The organism is Nitrosovibrio sp. Nv17 (genome assembly GCF_900119085.1).
Lineage (GTDB): Bacteria > Pseudomonadota > Gammaproteobacteria > Burkholderiales > Nitrosomonadaceae > Nitrosospira.
The window spans coordinates 25,057-44,542 of sequence record NZ_FPIQ01000021.1 but is presented as its reverse complement, the minus strand read 5'-3'; the positions used below and the strand labels follow the sequence as shown (position 1 = coordinate 44,542).

Below are 19,486 nucleotides of genomic sequence, written 5' to 3'. Positions count from 1 at the left end.
TGATTCAATGGAGGCGGGGGTCGGAATCGAACCGGCGTAGACGGCTTTGCAGGCCGCTGCATGACCACTCTGCCACCCCGCCATTTGATGCGCCGGAAACCACCGCCCGGCACTGCGATGCAGAAAACGACATGGAAACCAAAAAGGGAAAACGGCTTCTGCGAGGGCGCATGGTCTGCACGTGCACGGCCCTGCTGAAGAATCCATTTTCCCTTCGAACTGGAGCGGGAAACGAGACGTTTACTAAGCGCGTAAGTCGTTGTTTCCCGAACACTTTCTTCGCCGAGGTGGCCAGCGAAGACCTCAATTGTAGCCTTGTTTTTCGTCCCCGGCAACAAGTTCGTCCAAAGAAATCCATCGACGTCCAGAGACGCACACTCCGCGCACCAGACCCGCACCCCGCACATCGCCATCCGCGTGGACTCGAACTAGCCACCCATATCCCGTTCTCTGCTTCTGCGTCTTCACCGCGATGCCGACTAGGCAGCAGGCTTCCGATGTCGGGGCAGTTCGGATGCCACGGTGGAAAGGCGCGCACCGCACATCGCGGCGCCCATCTGCGCAAGCCACGCCGGAAGAACGCACACCCTAGCCATGGTGCGTCGGCGCGCGATTCTTTATGGATATATCAGGATGCCGGGATGAGCATGACGGGAGCGCATTCGCTGCGTCCGGCTGGACGTTGGATGACGATTGCCATCCCCTTCGCACCCCTTGAGACCGTTGGCATATCAGGCCATACCCAGACGGTTTTGCAGGGGCCGCAACTTCTTACGACCCTGATAGCGTGAGCGTCACTGTCGAGCCTGCGTCCTGATGCTCGACCTTCTAATCGATGAATTTTTACACATCGAGCACACGACGGCTACCAGTAGCGCCGACTGGTAAGAGGTACTCAAGCCCAATGACGAAGCCGCCCTTGGGGCTCGCTTCCTGCACAGACAACAACACGCCGGCCATGAGGTCGGCGGCAAAGGAGTCGGCCATGTAGTTCTTCTCCTGGAAGGAGACGGAGCATGCAAGAGAACAAGAATGATGCACCCACATCAAAGGTGTTCTATCGCCCGATCGAAGCGTCCATCCGCTGGACCGGGCTGCTGCGGTACGAGCAGGTGATCCTGGCCTCGATTTCGTCGCCCCGGAACCTGCCACTTTCGCTGGACTGCCCACGCTGGGGCGAACTGCGGCTGTACACCGAACGCATCTATGACGGCATCCTCAATGGGGAGCTGCCCTTCGGGCGGGACGGCATCACGATGCACGACACCGAACTGATCGACTCTCCCGACCTCACCGTCCGCCATGTCGATCTGAAGCGCTGGATGCGCCAGCACTACCCCGAACAGCGACCAGGCTTTCTCTTCTCCCGCAGCGAGCGCATCACCCATCCCTTCATCTCGCTGGAGACTGGGCAAGCCATGCTGGTTGAGCAGCTCGCCCTGAAATCCGCCTTGGAACAGTCCAAGCGTCAACTTCGCGAGCTGCAGGACAAGCACGACGCGCTGCTCAAGCAGTCCACGGTGATTCCCGCCTGCGCGCAGTGCCCGATCAGCGATCGGGCCGAGGCCACCTACCTGAACATCATCGGGGGCATGCTGGAGCTGATGCTCGGCCAGTCGCCATCGGGCACGCCGTACTCCAGCTTCAAGACGCAGGAGGCTGTGGTCAGCGCACTGGTCGCCCATCACCACGGCGTCATGGGGATCGCCGAGCGGACGTTGAACGGCAAGTTCGCCACGGCCAGACGCCGGCTGCATAGCGCCACGCTCTGAGGATTGCCAGCTTGTATGTGCAGTCGCGGAGATTGCATTTGCAATGTCTTTCCGCAGCCGTGTCTATTGAATAGAGGTCACGCCAACAAACGCCACTGAGCGTTCAGGAGTGACCGCCATGTCGCAAACACCTGTACTGCCACCCAACGAGCGCCGCATTCTGCGTCTGGAAGAAGTCGAAGCGAAGTCCGGCTTCAAGCGCGCCCACATCTACAACCTGATGAAGAAGCGCCAGTTCCCGCAGGCGCTGCGCCTGGGTGTGCGCGCCGTCGGCTGGGATTCCATCGAAATCGATCAGTGGATCGCCGAGCGCGTCAACAACCGGGCCTGACCCGTTCTCCCGCGGACCTTCCATCCTCACACGGAGAACGCCATGCAGGTTGTATCCATCATTTCAACGAAAGGTGGCGTCGGCAAGACCACCACGGCCGCGAACCTGGGCGGGCTCGTCGCCGACGCGGGGCTGCGCGTGCTGCTGCTCGATCTCGACGTGCAGCCCACCTTGTCGTCCTACTACGAACTGGAACACCGTGCGCCTGGTGGCATCTATGAGCTGCTGGCCTTCAACGAGCGCGACCTCGGCCAGCTCGTGTCCCGCACAATCATTTGGGGCCTGGACCTGGTGCTCTCCAACGACCACCGGGGCGAGTTGAACACCTTGCTGCTGCACGCGCCGGATGGGCGCCTGCGGCTACGGCACCTGCTGCCGGTCCTGGCTCCCCTCTATGACCTGGTGCTTATCGACACCCAGGGCGCGCGCTCGGTGCTGCTGGAGATGGCGGTGCTCGCCTCCGACGTTGCGCTGTCGCCCGTGACCCCGGAAATCCTCGCGGCGCGCGAGCTGCGGCGCGGCACCATGCAGTTGCTCGAAGACATCGCACCGTACCGGCACCTCGGCATCGAGCCGCCACCGCTGCACCTGCTCATCAACCGCGTCCACCCCGTGTCGGCGAACGCCCGACTGATCCAGCAGGCCTTGCGCGACCTGTTCCAGGACCATGCCGGCATCCGCGTGCTGACCACCGACGTGCCGGCCATCGAAGCCTATCCGCGCGCCGCGACGCGCGGCCTGCCAGTGCATCGGGTCGAATACCGCCAGCCACCGGGCAGAGTCGCCCCCGCCGCGCTCGACACCATGCGCGGCCTCGCCGGCGAGCTGTTCCCGCAGTGGCAACACCGATTTGCCGCGGTGTCCGGCCGTTCGCCAGTCCCTCTTGATACCGGGAGGCCCCATGGCGAACGCACATGAACTTGCCCGAGGGCACAAACGGCTGCGCGCCCTGATCGAGTTCGCTGTCGGTGAAGGCTGGCACGTCAAGCGCACGCCGGGCGGCCACCTCAAATTCACCAAGGCAGGCTGTGCCGCGATCTACACCAGTTCGACGGCCAGCGACCACCGGGCCGCCCTCAACGCCCGTGCGCAGATCCGCCGCGCCGAGCGCGAGGCACGATCCCAAGCGCAGGGAGGCAGCCATGGCTGAGATCACCTCCCAGCAAATGGCCGGCAAGCTGCTCGCGGCAGGGTTCGAGCGCAGCGGCCCGGCCGCGTCGGCCTTGAGCGACCCGATCGCCGACACACCCATGGTCGTGACCCTGGACCAGTTACGCCCCTACGACCATGACCCGCGCAAGAAGCGCAATCCGGCCTATGAGGAAATCAAGGCATCCATCCGCGAGCGCGGCTTGGATGCGGCACCGGCCATCACCCGACGGCCTGGCGAGGACCACTACATCATCCGCAACGGCGGCAACACGCGGCTGGCGATCCTGCGCGAACTGTGGTCCGAGACCAAGGACGAGCAGTTTTTCCGCATATCGTGCCTGTTCCGGCCGTGGCCCAGCCGCGGCGAAGTCGTCATGCTGACCGGCCACCTGGCCGAGAACGAACTGCGCGGCGGCCTCACCTTCATCGAGCGCGCCCTCGGCGTCGAGAAGGCGCGCGAGTTCTACGAGCAGGAAAGCGGCGCCGCCCTGAGCCAGTCCGAACTGGCCCGCCGCCTGGCCGCCGATGGCTTCCCGGTCCAGCAGTCGCACATCAGCCGCATGAACGACGCGGTGCGCTACCTCCTGCCGGCGATCCCCGCCGTGCTCTATGGCGGCCTCGGCCGCCACCAGGTCGAACGCCTGTCCGTCATGCGCAAGGCCTGCATGTTCGCGTGGGAGCGCTACGCCAAGGGCCGCACGCTGGTCCAGGACTTCGACGAGTTCTTCCAGGAAGTCTTGTCGCAGTTTGATGTACAGGCCGACGAGTTCTCCGCGCAGCGCGTACAGGACGAACTGATCGGTCAGATAGCCGAGCTGCTGGGCGTCGATTACGACGTGCTCGCGCTGGACATGACCGAATCCGAGATCCGCCAGCGCGCTCTGGTCAGCGATCCGACGCCATCCTCGACACCGCCCACCTTGCCGGAGCCTGGGGTTATCGCGCGCCCACCTGCCAACGGCTCTCCGCCCACCACAGGGCCAGCACCGGCAGCGCAGCCTGCAGGCCCTGCGTCTCCCACCTCAACGCGCGAGAGCGACGCAGATGCCAACGAGGCGGGCACGGCCAGTCCGACAGCGAACGACCACCTGCTTCAGAAGCACATCGTCTCACCGGCGCCAACGACCGAACGGCTCCAGTCCATCCAGCGCATGGTCGCCGACCGGTTGGGCGATGCGCTGCCGCCCGACTTCTCGGCGAACGTCTTGCAGTCCATCCCCGTGCAGGCCGGCGGGCTCTATCCGATCTCTGATGTCTGGTACATCGACGCGAGCCTGGACACGCCCGAGCGCCTGCGCATCCACGTCGCGCAGTTCGCCCGCGAGATCGCGGGCGAAGCCCGCCTGGACGAGTGCATCGATGACCGTCCAGACGGCATCGGTTTCGCCTGCCGTACCCACGCCCAAGACCCGGGGCCGCTGGGCCGTGCCGCCCTGGCGCTGCTGGCATGCCTAGCCGGTCAGCAGCCCGCCGACGTCGGCTTGGATAACAGGCAATTCGTCATCGACCTGTCGGCGCTGCTGCACGGACAAGGCGACGCAACCCGGCGACTGAGCGACACCGCACTGGTCAAGCTGTTCCGGCTGCTGCGGCTGGCCCGCCGTCTGCTCGACCTGGACGCCGGCGCTGCGGACCCTGGAACGTGACCGAGGGAGACCAGCATGTCCGCACCACACCCACTCAACCAGGCCGTCATCGCCCAGGCCCTCTATGACCTGCGCAATGGGCAACTGCGCCGCTGCAAGCTGATGGGGTTTGGCGAGGAAGAGCTGGACGCCCTCAAGCATCCCGCGCTGATCAGCGTGCTGGCCAACGCCAACGTCTCGTGGTGCTCGGTGACGGTCAACCGCGAAGTGCTCCGGCGTCTGCTCAGGCAGGCGCAGGATGTGGAGAAGGAGATCGCCACGGTCGATCGCATGCTGCGCGTCGGCGCGAGCACCGAAATGGTCAGCCGCTTCTACGGCCTCACCCACCAGGAAGTGGCGCTCCGCCGCGAAATCCTCGGCCTGCCCAAGCGCAAGGGTCGCCATCCCGTGCTGGACGAGAAGCAGGACACGGAGCTGTGGCGGCAATGGAAGGCCGTGACCAGCAGCAGGAACGTCGATCTCGAAGACGAGACCTCCATCCTCGATGCCGCCATGGACTTGGCCGAAGGCATGTCGCTGCCTCTGTCGGTGGTCTGGGCCTCGATCAAGAGCTGGGTCGATCAGGGATTAGGTTGACCATGGCCGTGGACGACACCGCACCACGTCGTGGCCCCATCGCACTCGCAGACCTGTTCGACGCTGCGCTGAAAGACCTTGTGCCCAAGCCCAACGCCGACGCGCCCCCGCCCACACCTGTCGCCATGGCCACGGGCCCGGCGTCTGGCGATGCCTTCCTGTTCAGCGGCAACCGGCACGAGACCGTACCGCGACGGCTGTTCCTCGACCGTCGCCTGACGCCGCTGGAGCGCAACGCCTGGCAGGTCTTCCGGCTGATGCTCAACGACGATGGCGTGACGGCGTTCCCGACGTATGAACAGCTTCGGCCCTGGCTGGCGTCGATGCCCTGCGCCGGGCAAGCCTCGCACGAAACCGTGGCGCGAGCCCTGACACTGCTGCGCCTCACCCGATGGTTGAGCCTGGTGCGGCGCCGCCGCGACCCCAAGACCGGCCGCATCCTCGGCAACCTCTATGTCCTGCACGACGAGCCGCTGACGCCCTTTGAAGCGATGCAGCTCGACGCCGATTACCTGGCGCTGGTCAGCCAGTCCCTCGGCCACTCGGCCAAGGCCGTCCAGATGGTCGGCCTGAACACGCTCAAGGAAATCGCGGAAGACCCGCTGCTGTCCGGCCGCACGCTGCCGTCACGGCTGCAGGTCCTGGCCGAACGCCTCGCCAGCCCAGGCATCACGGCGACCGCAAGTTATCCACAGGAGGATGCCACACACGAATCCGAAGAAGGGCCGACAAGCCTTCTTCGGAATTCCGATGACCTCACTTCGGAATCCGAAGCAGGGTCGAAACCCGCGCCAGACGCCTCTCTTCGGAATCCGAAGCAGGCCCGTACAGTACGTAGTAGTCGTATTGATGAAGTACGTACTACCGCGCATGCGCGCGCGCTGGGCGATCTGCAATGGCCCAAGCGCTTCGCGGAACTGAAGGCAGAGCAGCAGACGGGTGCGCGGGTGGCACTACAGCAGGTCGATGCTGCGCTGAGGCAGGCGGTGCTGGACGAATGGGCTGCACGATGCAGCAACCATGGCATCCGCAATCCTGCGGGGTACCTGTTCGGCATCATCCAGCGGGCCATCCATGGCGAGTTCAACGCCTGGGCCAAGAAGGACGCGCCATCGGCACCCGTTGCGCCGAACGAGCGGCCGCCACCACCAGCACCGCCACCATCCCAGCCGCAGGGCAAGCCAGTGCCGCCAGAAGTCGCCAAGCAGCACATCGAGCGGCTGCGCAACCTGCTCGCCAGCAAGTGATCAGGTGTGCAAGGCGGTGAAGTGGATGCCGGTGGACGTTGATGGAACTATCCCCAGGGGATAGTTCCACTGACGGCTACGACGTCGAACCGCTGCATGCCAGGCCTTAATCGCCTGCGGCGGGATCGGCCTCGTCCGGGCTGAGCCGGTTGTGCAGCGTTCCTTGGCGCTCCATGGAGCTATCCCCTGGGGATAGCTCGCGACGCATGCACCCACCGCGCCCTGAACCGGGGACGGGCGGGTTTCGGTTTGTTGACTGACTGCCTTCCGCTTCCTGCCGAAGCTGGCCGCTCATTTCCAACAACGAGCGGACACCATGGCAACGACCAACGAACCCTTGCAACTGAATCTCGGCTCCTTGCGCAGCGCGATGTCGCTGACGCTGCACACGCACCACGCCTCGCGCATCTGGCACGGCCGCGCCGCCGCCGAGGGGCGACCGGGCATCGTCGGCCTGAACGGCTACATCGCCCAGATGAACAAGATGCGGCGCGGCTCGGAGCAGGACGACCCGTACAGCGACTTCTGGATGCTGCGCATCGAGGACAAGCTCGACCAGACCAAGGCCACGCTGCAATCGCTGCGCGAACAGGTGGACCAGGCTCTCGCGAGCGTGCCGCCGGCACTCACCCTGGGCGAGAACCTCAACGTACAGCCGGTCAAGCTGCCGCTGTTCGTCAATGCGCAGCTCGGCTTTGCCGCCGTTTATCTGCTCGCCGACTACGACGACATCGCCCGCAAGCTGATCCTCGCGCACCACACCGCGCTGATCGATCGCTCGACGCTCGAACGCTGGCTCAACGAAGGCGCGCATGCGCTGCGCAGTCTTTTCAGCCTGGCGCAGCAGTACCGCTACTCGGGCTGCACCCGCGACGACTTCGCCGCGAAGAATGCCGCAGCGCGGGCGGCACTGGAGAAGTTCGGCGAGCTGCCGCAGGACGTGCTGGAAGGCACGCGCCGCTCGAAGTTCGCGCCGCCCATCGTGCGCCGTGGCCTGCAGCAGCGCGGTGACGGTCCTGCCGCAGCACCATCCGCCAGTGACGAAGCCGCCGCCACCGAGGCTCCCGAAGCGACGGCCGGCGAGGACGAGCAGGCATGAGCGACCCGAATCGCGAAACCCGCTACTTCCGCCCGCTGCAACAGACCGCCTTCATGCGACTGGAACACGCAGGCTCTCTAAAAGGCTTTTTAAGACCTTTTCCTTTTAAAGGTAAGGGGAGTCTGGAGGATTGGGCCAGCCAGTGCTTCGCCATGCGCGACGAGTTGATTGGCTTGGCGCAGCGACAGGTGCTGCAACAGGCCCTCGGACATCCCTTCCACCTGCTCCCCATCGAACTGGCCCTGCAGACCACTGGCGCGGGAACGGCGTTTTTGCGCTGGCGCAAGCACGACCGCTCGGCCATGGGCGTGGCCCTGTGGCAGGAGCTGATGGCGAGCACCAGCACGCCGGTCAACCTTCTGGCCGACCTGCACGCGATCGAGCTTCAGCGCATCACGCTCAACATGCAGATCAGTTTGTTGCACACCTTGGGCAGGCAGGCGCAGGAGTGCGCCAGCAAGGCCGCCGAGGCGGAAGACGCCTACCTGCGCCGGCTCAAGTCCACACCGCCCACCCTGCGCGATCGGTGATCGCGCCAGGCACCCCAGCACGCGCCCGCCGCCGACCAGGTGCGGGCATTTCAACCACCAAGGAGATTGCAACATGAGCACGCATTTTTCTGGCGAGGGCAACATCGGTTCGCCCCCCGAGTACCGGGAGTTTCCCAATGGCAACGACGAGCCGGGACGCCTACTGCGCCTGAACGTCTATTTCGACAACCCGGTGCCGAAGAAGGACGGGACCTATGAGGACCGCAGGGGCTTCTGGGCGCCCGTCGAGCTTCGGCACCGCGATGCCGAACGCTGGAAGGACCTCTACCAGAAGGGCATGCGCGTGCTGGTCGTCGGCCGGATGGAGCGCGAACCCTGGACGGACAACGAGGATCAGCCACGCGAGACCTGGCAGATCAACGCGCGCAGCGTCGGCATCCTGCCGTTCCGCATCGAGTCCGTGACTCTCAGCCCCAAGCAGCAGGAGACCGCGCAGGACACGCAGCCGAAACCCCAGGCCGCCCAGGAACCGACCGCGCCGAAGGAGCCGAAGCGCAGGAAGTGATTCTGCATGGGGCGCCGGCAGCCGTCCGTCGCCCCATGCCCGTGCGAGCTATCCCCAGGGGATAGCTCCATCAACGTCCACCGGCTTCTACGCGCTCCCGAAAACCGCGGCTCCCGAACCGCACCCTCCCGGCCGCACGCCACTCCCGTCCCCGCCATTCCATCCCGTGAAAGTGGTCGCCACCGCATGCGGCTTGTTTGCTGCTGCCCCAGGTGGTGCTCGGCATCCTCGATTCCAGCAACTCAATGAACCACGGAATTCGGATGGACGGACATGCGGCTGTTCTTGTGCGAGAAGCCATCGCAAGGCAAAGACATTGGTCGAATCCTCGGCGCGACGCAGCGCGGTGAAGGCTGTCTCAGCGGCTCCGGCGTCACCGTTACCTGGTGCATCGGCCATCTCGTAGAAGCGGCAGCTCCCGAGGTCTATGACGCGGCGCTCAAGCGCTGGTCGCTTGAGCAGTTGCCCATTGTTCCGCAGCAGTGGCGGGTCGAGGTCAAGCCGAAGACCGCCACACAATTCAAGGTCGTCAAGGCGCTTCTGGCGAAAACGACCCATCTCGTCATCGCCACCGATGCCGACCGTGAGGGCGAGTTGATCGCCCGCGAAATCATCGAACTCTGCGGTTATCGCGGCCCCATCGAACGCCTGTGGCTCTCGGCGCTCAACGATGCGTCGATCCGCACCGCACTCGGCAAGCTGCGGCCCTCGGGCGACACGCTGCCGATGTACTACTCGGCGCTGGCGCGCTCGCGCGCCGACTGGCTCGTCGGCATGAACCTCAGCCGACTTTTCACCGTGCTGGGGCGGCAGGCAGGCTACGACGGCGTGTTGTCCGTCGGGCGCGTCCAGACGCCAATGCTGAAGCTCGTCGTGGACCGCGACCGCGAGATCGCGGCCTTCAAGTCGGTGCCGTTCTGGGCCATCGACGTGTCCTTGTCCGCAGGCAGCCAGGCTTTCACCGCGCAATGGGTTCCGCCCGATGGCTGTACCGATGACTCGGGCCGCTGTCTGCAGCAACCCGTCGCCCAACAGGCCGCGCAGCAGATCCGCGCGGCGGGTGCTGCCCAGGTGGCGTCAGTGGAGACCGAGCGCGTGCGCGAAGGCCCGCCGCTGCTGTTCGACCTGGGAACGCTTCAGGAGGTTTGTTCCAAGCAGCTTGGGCTGGATGTGCAGGAGACGCTGGAGATCGCCCAGGCCCTGTATGAGACCCATAAAGCCACCACGTACCCGCGTTCCGATTCGGGCTACCTGCCCGAAAGCATGTTCGCCGAGGTGCCGACTGTTCTGGACAGCCTGCTCAAGACCGACCCCTCGCTGCGCCCGATCATGGGCCAGCTCGACCGCTCCCAGCGCTCGCGCGCCTGGAACGACGGCAAAGTGACGGCGCACCACGGCATCATTCCCACCTTGGAACCCGCGAACCTCTCGGCCATGAGCGAGAAGGAACTGGCGGTGTACCGGCTGATCCGCGCGCACTACCTGGCGCAGTTCCTCCCTCACCACGAGTTCGACCGCACGATCGCCGAGCTGTCCTGCGGCCAGCAGAAGCTGGCGGCCGCCGGAAAGCAGGTGGCCACCCAGGGTTGGCGCCTGGTGCTGGCCGAGCCGCAAGCGGACGAGGACGGGGAAACCACCGCGCGCAGCCAGGTACTCCCCGCGCTGCGCCAGGGCATGGCGTGCCAGGTGGCCGAGGCCGAGATCAAGGCGCTCAAGACGATGCCGCCCAAGCCCTACACGCAAGGCGAACTGGTCAAATCCATGAAGGGGGTCGCCAAGCTGGTGACAGACCCGCGCCTGAAGCAGAAGCTCAAGGATACGGTCGGCATCGGCACCGAGGCGACACGGGCCAACATCATCAGCGGGCTGATCACCCGCGGCTACATCGTGAAGAAGGGGCGCTCCATTCGCGCATCGGATGCGGCGTTCACCTTAATTGATGCCGTACCCGCGGCGATTGCCGACCCCGGAACCACCGCCGTGTGGGAACAGGCGCTCGACATGATCGAGGCCGGACAACTCACCCTGGACGTGTTCATCGGCAAGCAGGCCGCATGGATTTCGCAACTGATCGCGCAGTACGGCAGCACCTCGCTGTCCATCAAGGTTCCCCAGGGGCCTGCTTGTCCGCAGTGCGGCGCACCGACGCGCCAACGCACCGGCAAGGCCGGCCCCTTCTGGTCGTGCAGTCGCTACCCCGACTGCAAAGGCACGCTGCCGGTCGAAACCGGCGCGTCCAAGCGCGGTGCCTCGCGCCCGCGCAGTAGCGGCCGCAAAGGCTCTTGACCGACCCCGTTCCCCGAGAGCCGTGCCCGCCATCGGCGGCGTGGCCCATGTCCCGCACGCCCTGCGGGACGCCCAGCGCGCAACGCCTTCTCTTGTCCGTGTGCGCGTCCCGCCCAGCCGTCCCCGGCCGCGGGGCCTGAAGGTAGCTTCTCCACGAACCATGTCCGGGGTTTCCCGGCGCGTTCTGCTGATCTGCATTTTCCGCCTCTGCGAAGGGTCCCCCGATGGCTTGCCAGCCTGCGAGCCACCCGGAGACCCTTCGCGGTCAGCGGTATTCGATGCCGTGCCCAACGGCGAAAAACTGGGCTCCTTTTGTGCGCGGATGTGCGCCAGAAGATGCCGGCGCCAACCACGATATGCGCCGGGTGCGATTGCTGACAGCAGACGGTTCTAGCGACGACCGGCCTGCAACAGCCCACGGGTGGTTCCGTCCTCCCGAGCCGAAGGCCGCAAGGCCTTCGGCGCCTTTCTCCTGCCAATCAACGTCCGGCCAGGCCACACGGTCCAGGGCCACACGAACAGGAGACCCGACATGAACCCGCAACCTCGCACCCTACGCGGTGCGCCCCAGGCCGCGCCACTGCTGTACGGCAGCGTGTGCAGCGGCATCGAGGCCGTGAGCCTCGCCTGGCAACCCCTCGGCCTCGAAGCCGCGTGGTTCGCCGAGATCGAGCCGTTCCCGAGCGCCGTGCTCGCCCACCGTTACCCCCGCGTGCCCAACCTGGGCGACATGACCACGATCGCCCGCCAGGTGCGCGCCGGCACCGTGCCGGCGCCCGACATCCTGGTCGGCGGCACGCCGTGCCAGTCGTTCAGCGTTGCCGGTGTGCGGCGCGGGCTGGATGACCCGCGCGGTGCCTTGACCCTTGCCTACGTGGAGTTAGCCGATGCCATCGATCAAACCCGCCACCAAGACCGCCGCCCGGCGGCAACGCTCGTCTGGGAAAACGTCCCCGGCGTCCTCAACGACCGCAGCAATGCCTTCGGGCATTTCCTGGGGGCACTGGCAGGAGAAAGCCGTGCGCTCCAGCCACCAGGGGATCGGTGGGCGCACGCTGGTTGTGTGTCTGGACCCCGCCGCCGCATCGCGTGGCGCGTGCTCGACGCTCAATATTTCGGTGTCGCCCAACGCCGCAAGCGCGTGTTTCTTGTGGCAAGTGGTGGAGATGACCTCGATCCCGCAGAAGTACTTTTTGAGCGCGCAGGCCTGCTCGGGGATTCTTGTGCGGGCCGCGCGCCGTGGCAAGAAGCTGCCCACGATGCTGGACCGGGTGCTGAAGCAGCAGGCGCATGCGCAGGACTTGCAGGATTCGCAGGACTGAAGCAGCCCTACGGCAAGGTCACGACGACGTTCGGATTCAGCGGCGGCATTGGCCCCGTCGATGTGGCCGCATGCCTGATGGCCGCAGGCCCCAAGCACGACATCCGCACCGAGACGTTCATGGTGCAGTCGGTCGCCGGCAGCATCGCCCACACCCTCGACACCGCCAACAACGGCAAGGGCAGCAGCGAGGACGGCACCGGCAAGGGCGTTCCGATCATCGCCTTCACCGCCCAGGGCAGCGGTGCGGATGCCACGCTCGACCTGACGCCGACGCTGCGCGCTGGCGGCCATCGCAACAGCCATGCGAACGCCGGGGTCGTGCCCGCCATCGCGTTCGCGCAGAACAACCGCGGTGAAGTGCGCTTCGAGTCGGGCCACCCGAGTTCGACAGTTACGCTCGCAAGTGCTTGTTTTTGCTAGATCGCACTTTCAAAAATGCCACTACAACAGCGCCAACTGCTCCGGCGCCGCTGGTTTTTCTATCCCCAATGCATGAAGCACCTCGTTCTGTTCCGTGCTGAGCGTCGACACCCCCGCCACCGGCTCGCCGCCGTTCAGGCGCACGCGGTGATGCTGGATGCGCTGCAGTTGCTCGAGCGCCCGCTCGGGCGTGTAGCCCGCATTGGCCGCCTTCAGGCGACTGCGCATCACCCGGTGAAGGATCAGCGCCATGAAGCAGATCGACGCGTGCGCGCGGATCCGCTCGGGCAGGCGGTGATACACCGGGCCGATCTCGATCTCGGACTTGAGCACCTTGAAACCGCGCTCGATATCGGCGAGCGACTTGTAACGCTGAATCACGCTCTGCGCGGCGAGGCCCTCGGCGTTGGTGACCAGCAGCAGCTTGCCGTCCATCATTTCGGCAAGACGCTTCGCCTTGTCGTCGATGTGGTAGCTGAAGAGCTCCTCGCTCAGATCCACCTTGATGATGCGCGACAGGTGCGCTTCGCTGACCGCGTGGTAGAAGCGCGCCTTGGCGCCGCTGTCCGAGAGCTTGCGCCCTCGGTGCTTCACGCCTTCATCCTGCTCGGTGAGCTTGCCCGACCATTGGTCCGCCTGGCGGATCAGCGCGTCGACACGCTCATTGCGCTGCTCGGTCTTGGTTGCGGCCGTCGCGGGATCGTGCGCGACCGCCAACCGAAGGTCGTTCCAGGTGTGCTCCGAGATGACCTCCTGCGTGGCGCCAGCGCACTGCGCTTCGTGGAAGGGTTCGAGCAGCTCGATGAACTCGTTGTAGCGCCGACCGGGCACGGCGACGATGAATTCGAGCGGCTTGCCGCTGGCCAAGCGCACGGCCTTCAGCGCTTCGAGGTTGTCCAGGCTGAGCAGTCCCCGGTCGGCCACCAGCACCAGGCGCTGCACCGACGGGAAGCGCTCGAGCACCTTGGTGAGCGTGGGCAGCAGAGTGCGCGTCTCGGCCGTGTTGCCGTCGAACACCTCGTGGTAGATCGGCAGCCCCTCGGCGGTCTGCACCACGCCGAGCATGAACTGGCGGGCAATCAGCCCCTCCTTGGCCATGCCGTACTGGCGCACGTCGCCGGCCTGCTGGCTGAGTCCTTCGCTTCGGATCGTCGTGAGGTCGTAGAAGACCACCGAGAGATCCTGATCGATCAACGGGCGAAGCAGCCCGGCGACCACCGCATCGACCTCGTCCTGATGATCCATCAGCGCATCGAGGCTGCGCAGCAACTGCTGGTGCGTGACCGCCTTCGGCCCGAAGTCGGGCAGCGCCACCGTCTGCACCCAGCGCAGCACGCCGAGTTTGGATTCAGGGTCGCACAGGCGGTTGAGCACCATCAGCCGGATCAGCGCTTCCACGTCCGTGGTGCGGCGCGTACGGCGAAATACCCGCCGCAGCTCCGAGAAGCCCAGCGACTTCCACAGCTCGGTCAGCGCCCACACGTTACCGAGCGCACGCGCGGACTCGAACGACACCGTGGGCGCCGGCGGCTTGGCGCCCATCGGTTCGCGACCGGTGATCTTGAGCAGGCCGTTGATGACCGCGTCGAGCGACCCATCGACCTGTTCGGCGCGGCCGAGCGTGGCGACGGTGCGCTTCTTCACCCGTCCCGCTTCGTCGCGATAGGACTCGACGAGCTGGACGTAGCGGCGGCCTCCGGAGGTGGTGAGCTTGACGTGCATGCCGCCACTTTAGCGACCTACAAAGTGCCGTCAAGTTTGGCGGTGGCTGTTACAAACGTGCCACCACAGCACTTTTGCGATCATGGCCTTCAAACCCGCGCCGGAACTGGAGTCACTTTCCGAAAAGGCGCGAAAATCGGGGTTAAGTGTCGAACCCCGGGGGCCATGGCCAGGTCGCTTGCACCGTACTGTCCAACGGCAAGCCGGGCTACGGCGTGCCTATGGTGGCCTGCGTGTCTCTGCGCGGCCGCGAGCAGGGTCTTGCCGCCGAGCTGGGCGGCAGCGTAGCGGGCGCACTGCGCACCAGCGGCGGCGGCGCGGACAAGCCCTATGTCCTGGCTCCCGACTTCGAGGCGCATTTCCGCTACGACTGGAACGCCCTTGGCCCCGGCGACTGGTCGCATTGGCGGGTGCGGCGGCTGATGCCCGTGGAGTGCGAGCGGCTGCAAGGCATGCCCGACGACTACACGCTGATTCCGTATCGCGGCAAGCCCGCCGCCGACGCTCCACGCTACAAGGCGATCGGCAACTCCATGGCTGTCCCGTGCATGGCATGGCTGGGCCGGCGCCTGGTGCAGTGCCTGCACAAGACGGGCTCGACCGCTTCGGATTGATCGGCGACGCAGCCTGCGGGCCGCGCCATTCTCCCTCCTGCATTGCCGATGTATCGGCAGCAGCCCGCAGCCAGGGTGTCAAGGCTGCCGCGGGTTCCACCCGCGCCACCCGCCAGTTCGCCTCGGCATCTCACCGGCGAACGCTGCCCACCGGGGCATCGATGCCTCTTTTCTCCAACCCACGGGATGGCCGCCACGTCCCGTCGGGGGCATGTCGCCACCCGGTCGATTTCAGGACTTCCCATGGACAACATCACCAAGCAAGACCGCATCACGCTGAAGAACCTCAAGGTGGCCGACTTCGCCAGCGAGGAAACGATGTGCTTCAGCGCCACCGTCGTGTTCGACGGCACTCCCATCGCCGAGGCCCGCAACGACGGCCACGGCGGCTCGACGTTCCTCCACGCGCTCAACGGCAAGGCGGCGCTGCTGGCGCAGGCCGAAGCCTTCGCCAAGGGCCTGCCGCCTGCGCCGCTCGACCTCGGCCAGGAGGGCGAAGACCCTCACTACATCGACATGACGCTCGACTTCCTGGTCGATGAACTGGCCGACGCCATGCACGCGGAACGCAAGGTGCGAGCCGCGTTCAACCGCGACATCGGCAACAAGGTGCTGTTCATCAAGGACGGCAAATTGCTGTTCATCAAGGGCATCAAGCTCAAGGCCATCGCCGACCGCAAGGCGTACTTCGCTTCGCTGCGCGCTCGGCAGGCCCAGCCCATCGTCATCCTCGCCGAGCTTGCGCCCGAGCAGGCATTCGAGCTGTGGAAGCAGCATGTCTTGGGCGACAAGCCCGACTGACACAGCACCGACGCACTCTCCTGACAGCCCCGCACTCGATGCGGGGTTTCTTTTTCTCTGCGCACATCAATCGGGGGTGGGCCGGTTGCCGTTTTCCAACTGACGCGACGCGGCCCGCGCACGAAGCTGCCCGCATGTTCGCTGATTCGTCAGCACATGCCAGCAGCCAGGGTTCCAGGCTGCCGCGGGTCTCTCCCGCGTTGCCCACCAGTCCGCATCGCATCAATTCCGCGGACGCGCGTCCTCGTGACGCTGATGCTTTTTATCAACCGCGTGCGGGAGCTGCCATCCCGTGAGGGACGAGGCCCCGCTTTTCCAAGGAGCCCGTCCATGTCCGAGCAAGCCTCTTTCGGCCAACTGGCCCTGACCTACTGCGGCAAGTTCCTGCCGCTCGAAGTCCTGCAAAGCGCCGCCGGTCACTACATCGGCACGCGCGATACCGAAGGCCCCGTTTCGCGGGAATCCCGCGAGTACTTCCGCAGCTACGCCGCGGCTCAACGTGCCCTCGAAAGAGGCGGCTGGTCCCAGCTCGCCATCCCCTGATCCAACTGGAGGAATCACGTCATGAACCAGCTACTGCCGCAGGAAGTCGTCGATCAGATCATGCGGGAAGAGCAGCATTTCGCTGCTGCGCCCCAAGCCTTTTTCGAGGCGTGGAAGCGCGGCGTCGAGATCGCTGGCCCCGAGTGGTTCGGCGACGGCACCCGTGAAGGTCTGAACCAGGCCAAGAGCAAGTGGGATCTGCGTCCCGACATGCTGCGGCTCAACGATGCCCTCGGCGTCCTGAGCAGCGGGGAACGCATGTTCCTGTCCGCCATGGTCAGCTTCTACAACGCACGCGAGGGCGGTGCCATGCTCAAGCGCTGCCACTTCCACGGACTGTCGGATTTCGACGGTCTCGATCTGCAACGCCGCAAGGTCATCGCCGACCTGCTCGTGAACTACAACGGCTGGTGAGCCGGTCTCCGGCACATCACCGCGTTTCTGTTCACGCCCCACGAGGGACATGCGCCCACAAGGCCATGTCCCTCGATTCATTTCCCGTCGTCCAGCGCAGTGCTGACACCGCCAAGGTCAGCGTTGCCTGACGCATTTTCCATTTTCAACCCACCGGGTCCAATTCCCGGTGGCGGGAATTGGCTCCATTATTCAATCTGGAGAGTTCCATGTCCCAGAAACCCAATCCCTTTCTCCGCGGCTACTGGAATCTGAAAATCGTCCGCACGCTGTGCATCAGCTACGACGATGGAAGACCGCATGTCTGGCGAACCATCCACGCGAGCCAAGATCACCTCTCCGACGAGACGCTGATCTCTTCGTCCTGCATCGTCACCAACGATTTCGCGGTGGTCAGCAATGGCCCCGAACCCGTGGGTGCCGAGGTACTGGCCGAATGCAGTGCCGGTGGAGGCGTCAGCGGCGAAGGCGTGATCGGCGCCGTGGTCTATGCCATCCGTGGCGACGACTTTGACGGTCGCGCGGCCCACATCGGTGACACCTATTCGGCCGAAGCCGCGCGGGAAGTCGTGCAGCGCCTAAGTTTCGAGACCGGCTATTACAGCCGGTGCTGGGAGATCAGCCGTGAGCACATCACGGTCGAGACCTGGCACTACCTCGCCAACCTGGCGGACCTCGCCACGCCGGAGGCCATGCTGTTCATCGCCTTCCGGGTGCCGTACAGCCCGGCGATCGGCGTCAAGCTGATCTCCACGCCCTGGACGGACCAGAACCTGGAGCACGCCGAGGGCATCACCGCCGAGCAGCTTCGGCAGGAGCACCGGAGCAAGGGCATGCCGGACGACCTGGCAAACATCCTTGAACTGGCCGGCCAGGCCGATGTGCGCATCCTCATCCTCGATGCCGACGCACCCGCGCTGCTGGGCCTGCCGCTGGCCGAGTCCTAGCAGCCGCGCTACGCGCCGTCTTTCCTCTTCGTTCTCCCCATGCCAGCCCGTCTCCTGCCCGGAGCCGGGCCGGTCCAATTTCATAGGAGCACCCTCATGTTCCCCGACCTCATCTCGCCCGTAAGCGACTTCGAGCATCAGCTCGGGGCCTGCGTCAACGCTATGGGTCAGGACGACGCCATCGGCCAGATCCTGGTATTCGAGCGCATGCGCGGCACGCTGCACATGCGCCATATCGCCAGCGCCGACCTGGCGGACACCGACATCGACGACTACGAAATGGTCGTCTTCGACGGTGGCAACACCAGCGGCGACACATGGAAGCATGTCTTCTTCCCGCGTCAGCGCGAGCACTACTTCGTGTACGAAGCCTGACCCAACCAGCCCCTTTCGAGGGGCTTTTTCTTGCCCACGGATCAGGAAAGTGGGTACGGCGCGGTGCGGTTTCCTGCGGGCAATCCGCCCATTCCGGGGCCATCTTTAACTCATGTTCGTCGGCGTCGCCGACACATGCCCAGGCAGCCAAGACCTTCGAGGTTGCAAGTACGGGAGACCGTGCTGGTCGTTTCTTCCTACGGACGCACCGCGTCCATCCACCCACAAGGGACCTCTCCCTTGCGGGCGGGGAATCCCTTGTTTCTTCCTCAAGGAGATTCCCATGAACCGTTCCCTCATCAAGACCCTGATGCCCTCGCTCGTCGCAGGCCATGTGCCCCGCAACGTGCGGTCGTTCAAATATCGCGTGTTCGATGACCAGCCGCAGTCCTCGTCGCTGGGCTTCGCCGTCGACCCCCAGCCCTTCGACGGCAAGGTGGTCGCGGCCAACGACGACGCCATCGTCGTCAAGCTCAAGCCCAGCGAGTTCGCGGTGCTCGATCCCAACCTGGTCACCACCGTTCCCAGCGAGGGCGTCAAGGTGCATGTCCAGCCCTACGCACGGCGCCGTTTCGACGGCCTGCGCGCGGACACGCCGGAAGAGCGCACCGAGTACACGTCGGATGGCAGGCCCTACACCATCAAGACGCACATCCTCGGCTCCGCGCCGGCCAAGCTGCCCATCCCCGTGCCGCAGTGCATGGAACTGGGCCAGCTCATCCAGCAGTTGGAGGAAATGCCGGCGCCCGACGGGTTCCGGCGCATCACCCACATGCTGGTCGATGCGGGCGCCCGCGACTTCACCTGGGTCGATCCCAAGCCGTCCAAGATCATCGACACGCCTCCGGCGATCAGCTTCACGGTCTCGACCGCGAAGTTCGAAGGCCAGGTGACGATCCTCTACGACCGCGGCGGCGACACCTACGTGGTGGAACTGCATAGGGATGGCGAACTGGTCGATCGGCATGACGAGGTGTATTTCGACATGCTCGGCGAAGTGCTGGAGAGACTCATCGACGACGGGAACTGGCGCCGGATCGACGTGAGCGTGATCGACGCCAAGGCTTCCCGGCGACGCCAGGCGCTGCCGGCGTGATGTCCCAGGCGAAGTTCGCAGCCTGACGGCAACTTGCCCCCACAGGCCTTCCATCCGTTCGGGTG

Annotated in this window: 19 protein-coding genes, 1 tRNA gene and 2 pseudogenes; 19 read left to right on the top strand and 3 right to left on the bottom strand. The window is 65.4% G+C overall.

Going from position 1 to position 19,486, the window contains the following annotated elements; translation table 11 throughout:
• Positions 1-8 precede the first annotated feature (8 nt).
• Positions 9-82, bottom strand: a tRNA-Cys gene (locus BT108_RS11155).
• Between the two features lie 761 nt (positions 83-843).
• Positions 844-987 carry a hypothetical protein gene (locus BT108_RS13840; RefSeq protein ID WP_177257309.1) on the bottom strand — a complete coding sequence of 48 codons (144 nt, stop codon included), beginning with the start codon at positions 985-987 and terminating at the stop codon, positions 844-846.
• A gap of 29 nt (positions 988-1,016) precedes the next feature.
• Between BT108_RS13840 and BT108_RS11150 the strand changes: the two genes are divergently transcribed.
• The 12 genes and pseudogenes from BT108_RS11150 to BT108_RS11095 form a co-directional block, all read left to right on the top strand.
• Entirely contained in the window at positions 1,017-1,772 is a 756-nt protein-coding gene (locus BT108_RS11150; protein ID WP_072294606.1) for a hypothetical protein, read from the top strand.
• Between the two features lie 118 nt (positions 1,773-1,890).
• Complete coding sequence (locus BT108_RS11145) at positions 1,891-2,103, top strand: AlpA family transcriptional regulator (protein WP_011347600.1); 213 nt, start codon at positions 1,891-1,893, stop codon at positions 2,101-2,103.
• Positions 2,104-2,145: 42 nt separating this feature from the next.
• Entirely contained in the window at positions 2,146-3,021 is an 876-nt protein-coding gene (locus tag BT108_RS11140) for a ParA family protein (RefSeq protein ID WP_072294605.1), read from the top strand.
• A complete protein-coding gene (locus BT108_RS11135; protein WP_023907650.1) occupies positions 3,005-3,253 on the top strand; it encodes a hypothetical protein in 249 nt (82 codons plus the stop codon). Before BT108_RS11140 ends, BT108_RS11135 begins: the two co-directional genes overlap by 17 nt.
• On the top strand, positions 3,246-4,901 hold the full coding sequence (locus BT108_RS11130; RefSeq protein ID WP_072294604.1) for a ParB family protein: 1,656 nt from the start codon (positions 3,246-3,248) through the stop codon (positions 4,899-4,901). Before BT108_RS11135 ends, BT108_RS11130 begins: the two co-directional genes overlap by 8 nt.
• A 15-nt stretch (positions 4,902-4,916) precedes the next feature.
• Positions 4,917-5,477, top strand: coding sequence for a DUF2857 domain-containing protein (locus BT108_RS11125; RefSeq protein ID WP_065985248.1), 561 nt, complete (start codon positions 4,917-4,919; stop codon positions 5,475-5,477).
• 2 nt (positions 5,478-5,479) lie between these two features.
• Complete coding sequence (locus tag BT108_RS11120) at positions 5,480-6,724, top strand: STY4528 family pathogenicity island replication protein (RefSeq protein WP_072294603.1); 1,245 nt, start codon at positions 5,480-5,482, stop codon at positions 6,722-6,724.
• A gap of 316 nt (positions 6,725-7,040) precedes the next feature.
• Positions 7,041-7,823: a PFL_4669 family integrating conjugative element protein gene (locus BT108_RS11115; RefSeq protein WP_072294602.1), complete on the top strand. Its 783-nt coding sequence runs from the start codon at positions 7,041-7,043 to the stop codon at positions 7,821-7,823.
• On the top strand, positions 7,820-8,353 hold the full coding sequence (locus BT108_RS11110; RefSeq protein ID WP_072294601.1) for a DUF3158 family protein: 534 nt from the start codon (positions 7,820-7,822) through the stop codon (positions 8,351-8,353). Before BT108_RS11115 ends, BT108_RS11110 begins: the two co-directional genes overlap by 4 nt.
• Before the next feature lie 73 nt (positions 8,354-8,426).
• Positions 8,427-8,879: a single-stranded DNA-binding protein gene (locus tag BT108_RS11105; RefSeq protein ID WP_072294600.1), complete on the top strand. Its 453-nt coding sequence runs from the start codon at positions 8,427-8,429 to the stop codon at positions 8,877-8,879.
• A 273-nt stretch (positions 8,880-9,152) separates the two neighbouring features.
• Positions 9,153-11,165 (top strand): DNA topoisomerase III, encoded by a 2,013-nt coding sequence (locus BT108_RS11100; RefSeq protein ID WP_072294598.1) that lies wholly within the window; start codon positions 9,153-9,155, stop codon positions 11,163-11,165.
• Positions 11,166-11,697: 532 nt separating this feature from the next.
• A pseudogene (locus tag BT108_RS11095) lies at positions 11,698-12,894 on the top strand (DNA cytosine methyltransferase); the annotation flags it as partial.
• 36 nt (positions 12,895-12,930) lie between these two features.
• Here BT108_RS11095 and BT108_RS11090 read toward each other — a convergent pair.
• Positions 12,931-14,631 carry an IS1634 family transposase gene (locus BT108_RS11090; protein WP_072294597.1) on the bottom strand — a complete coding sequence of 567 codons (1,701 nt, stop codon included), beginning with the start codon at positions 14,629-14,631 and terminating at the stop codon, positions 12,931-12,933.
• 161 nt (positions 14,632-14,792) lie between these two features.
• Between BT108_RS11090 and BT108_RS11085 the strand changes: the two are divergent.
• The 7 genes and pseudogenes from BT108_RS11085 to BT108_RS11055 all read left to right on the top strand — a co-directional run.
• Positions 14,793-15,245: pseudogene (locus BT108_RS11085) on the top strand (DNA cytosine methyltransferase); the annotation flags it as partial.
• A 243-nt stretch (positions 15,246-15,488) separates the two neighbouring features.
• Entirely contained in the window at positions 15,489-16,046 is a 558-nt protein-coding gene (locus BT108_RS11080; protein WP_072294596.1) for a hypothetical protein, read from the top strand.
• Between the two features lie 330 nt (positions 16,047-16,376).
• Positions 16,377-16,589: a hypothetical protein gene (locus BT108_RS11075; protein ID WP_072294594.1), complete on the top strand. Its 213-nt coding sequence runs from the start codon at positions 16,377-16,379 to the stop codon at positions 16,587-16,589.
• Positions 16,590-16,610: 21 nt separating this feature from the next.
• On the top strand, positions 16,611-17,003 hold the full coding sequence (locus BT108_RS11070; protein ID WP_072294592.1) for a hypothetical protein: 393 nt from the start codon (positions 16,611-16,613) through the stop codon (positions 17,001-17,003).
• A 209-nt stretch (positions 17,004-17,212) separates the two neighbouring features.
• Positions 17,213-17,950, top strand: a complete 738-nt coding sequence (locus BT108_RS11065) for a DUF5983 family protein (RefSeq protein WP_072294591.1) — start codon at positions 17,213-17,215, stop codon at positions 17,948-17,950.
• Positions 17,951-18,046: 96 nt separating this feature from the next.
• Entirely contained in the window at positions 18,047-18,325 is a 279-nt protein-coding gene (locus BT108_RS11060; protein WP_047783378.1) for a hypothetical protein, read from the top strand.
• 283 nt (positions 18,326-18,608) lie between these two features.
• Positions 18,609-19,421: a GTPase gene (locus BT108_RS11055; RefSeq protein WP_072294589.1), complete on the top strand. Its 813-nt coding sequence runs from the start codon at positions 18,609-18,611 to the stop codon at positions 19,419-19,421.
• The last annotated feature ends 65 nt before the right edge of the window (positions 19,422-19,486 follow it).

Coding starts and splice junctions, on each gene's coding strand:
- BT108_RS11070 (WP_072294592.1), top strand. CDS start 16,611: ATGAACCAGCTACTGCCGCAGGAAGTCGTCGATCAGATCATGCGGGAA.
- BT108_RS11130 (WP_072294604.1), top strand. CDS start 3,246: ATGGCTGAGATCACCTCCCAGCAAATGGCCGGCAAGCTGCTCGCGGCA.
- BT108_RS11110 (WP_072294601.1), top strand. CDS start 7,820: ATGAGCGACCCGAATCGCGAAACCCGCTACTTCCGCCCGCTGCAACAG.
- BT108_RS11055 (WP_072294589.1), top strand. CDS start 18,609: ATGAACCGTTCCCTCATCAAGACCCTGATGCCCTCGCTCGTCGCAGGC.
- BT108_RS11100 (WP_072294598.1), top strand. CDS start 9,153: ATGCGGCTGTTCTTGTGCGAGAAGCCATCGCAAGGCAAAGACATTGGT.
- BT108_RS11075 (WP_072294594.1), top strand. CDS start 16,377: ATGTCCGAGCAAGCCTCTTTCGGCCAACTGGCCCTGACCTACTGCGGC.
- BT108_RS11105 (WP_072294600.1), top strand. CDS start 8,427: ATGAGCACGCATTTTTCTGGCGAGGGCAACATCGGTTCGCCCCCCGAG.
- BT108_RS11125 (WP_065985248.1), top strand. CDS start 4,917: ATGTCCGCACCACACCCACTCAACCAGGCCGTCATCGCCCAGGCCCTC.
- BT108_RS11060 (WP_047783378.1), top strand. CDS start 18,047: ATGTTCCCCGACCTCATCTCGCCCGTAAGCGACTTCGAGCATCAGCTC.
- BT108_RS11135 (WP_023907650.1), top strand. CDS start 3,005: ATGGCGAACGCACATGAACTTGCCCGAGGGCACAAACGGCTGCGCGCC.
- BT108_RS11090 (WP_072294597.1), bottom strand. CDS start 14,631: ATGCACGTCAAGCTCACCACCTCCGGAGGCCGCCGCTACGTCCAGCTC.
- BT108_RS11065 (WP_072294591.1), top strand. CDS start 17,213: ATGTCCCAGAAACCCAATCCCTTTCTCCGCGGCTACTGGAATCTGAAA.
- BT108_RS11120 (WP_072294603.1), top strand. CDS start 5,480: ATGGCCGTGGACGACACCGCACCACGTCGTGGCCCCATCGCACTCGCA.
- BT108_RS13840 (WP_177257309.1), bottom strand. CDS start 987: ATGGCCGACTCCTTTGCCGCCGACCTCATGGCCGGCGTGTTGTTGTCT.
- BT108_RS11150 (WP_072294606.1), top strand. CDS start 1,017: ATGCAAGAGAACAAGAATGATGCACCCACATCAAAGGTGTTCTATCGC.
- BT108_RS11140 (WP_072294605.1), top strand. CDS start 2,146: ATGCAGGTTGTATCCATCATTTCAACGAAAGGTGGCGTCGGCAAGACC.
- BT108_RS11145 (WP_011347600.1), top strand. CDS start 1,891: ATGTCGCAAACACCTGTACTGCCACCCAACGAGCGCCGCATTCTGCGT.
- BT108_RS11115 (WP_072294602.1), top strand. CDS start 7,041: ATGGCAACGACCAACGAACCCTTGCAACTGAATCTCGGCTCCTTGCGC.
- BT108_RS11080 (WP_072294596.1), top strand. CDS start 15,489: ATGGACAACATCACCAAGCAAGACCGCATCACGCTGAAGAACCTCAAG.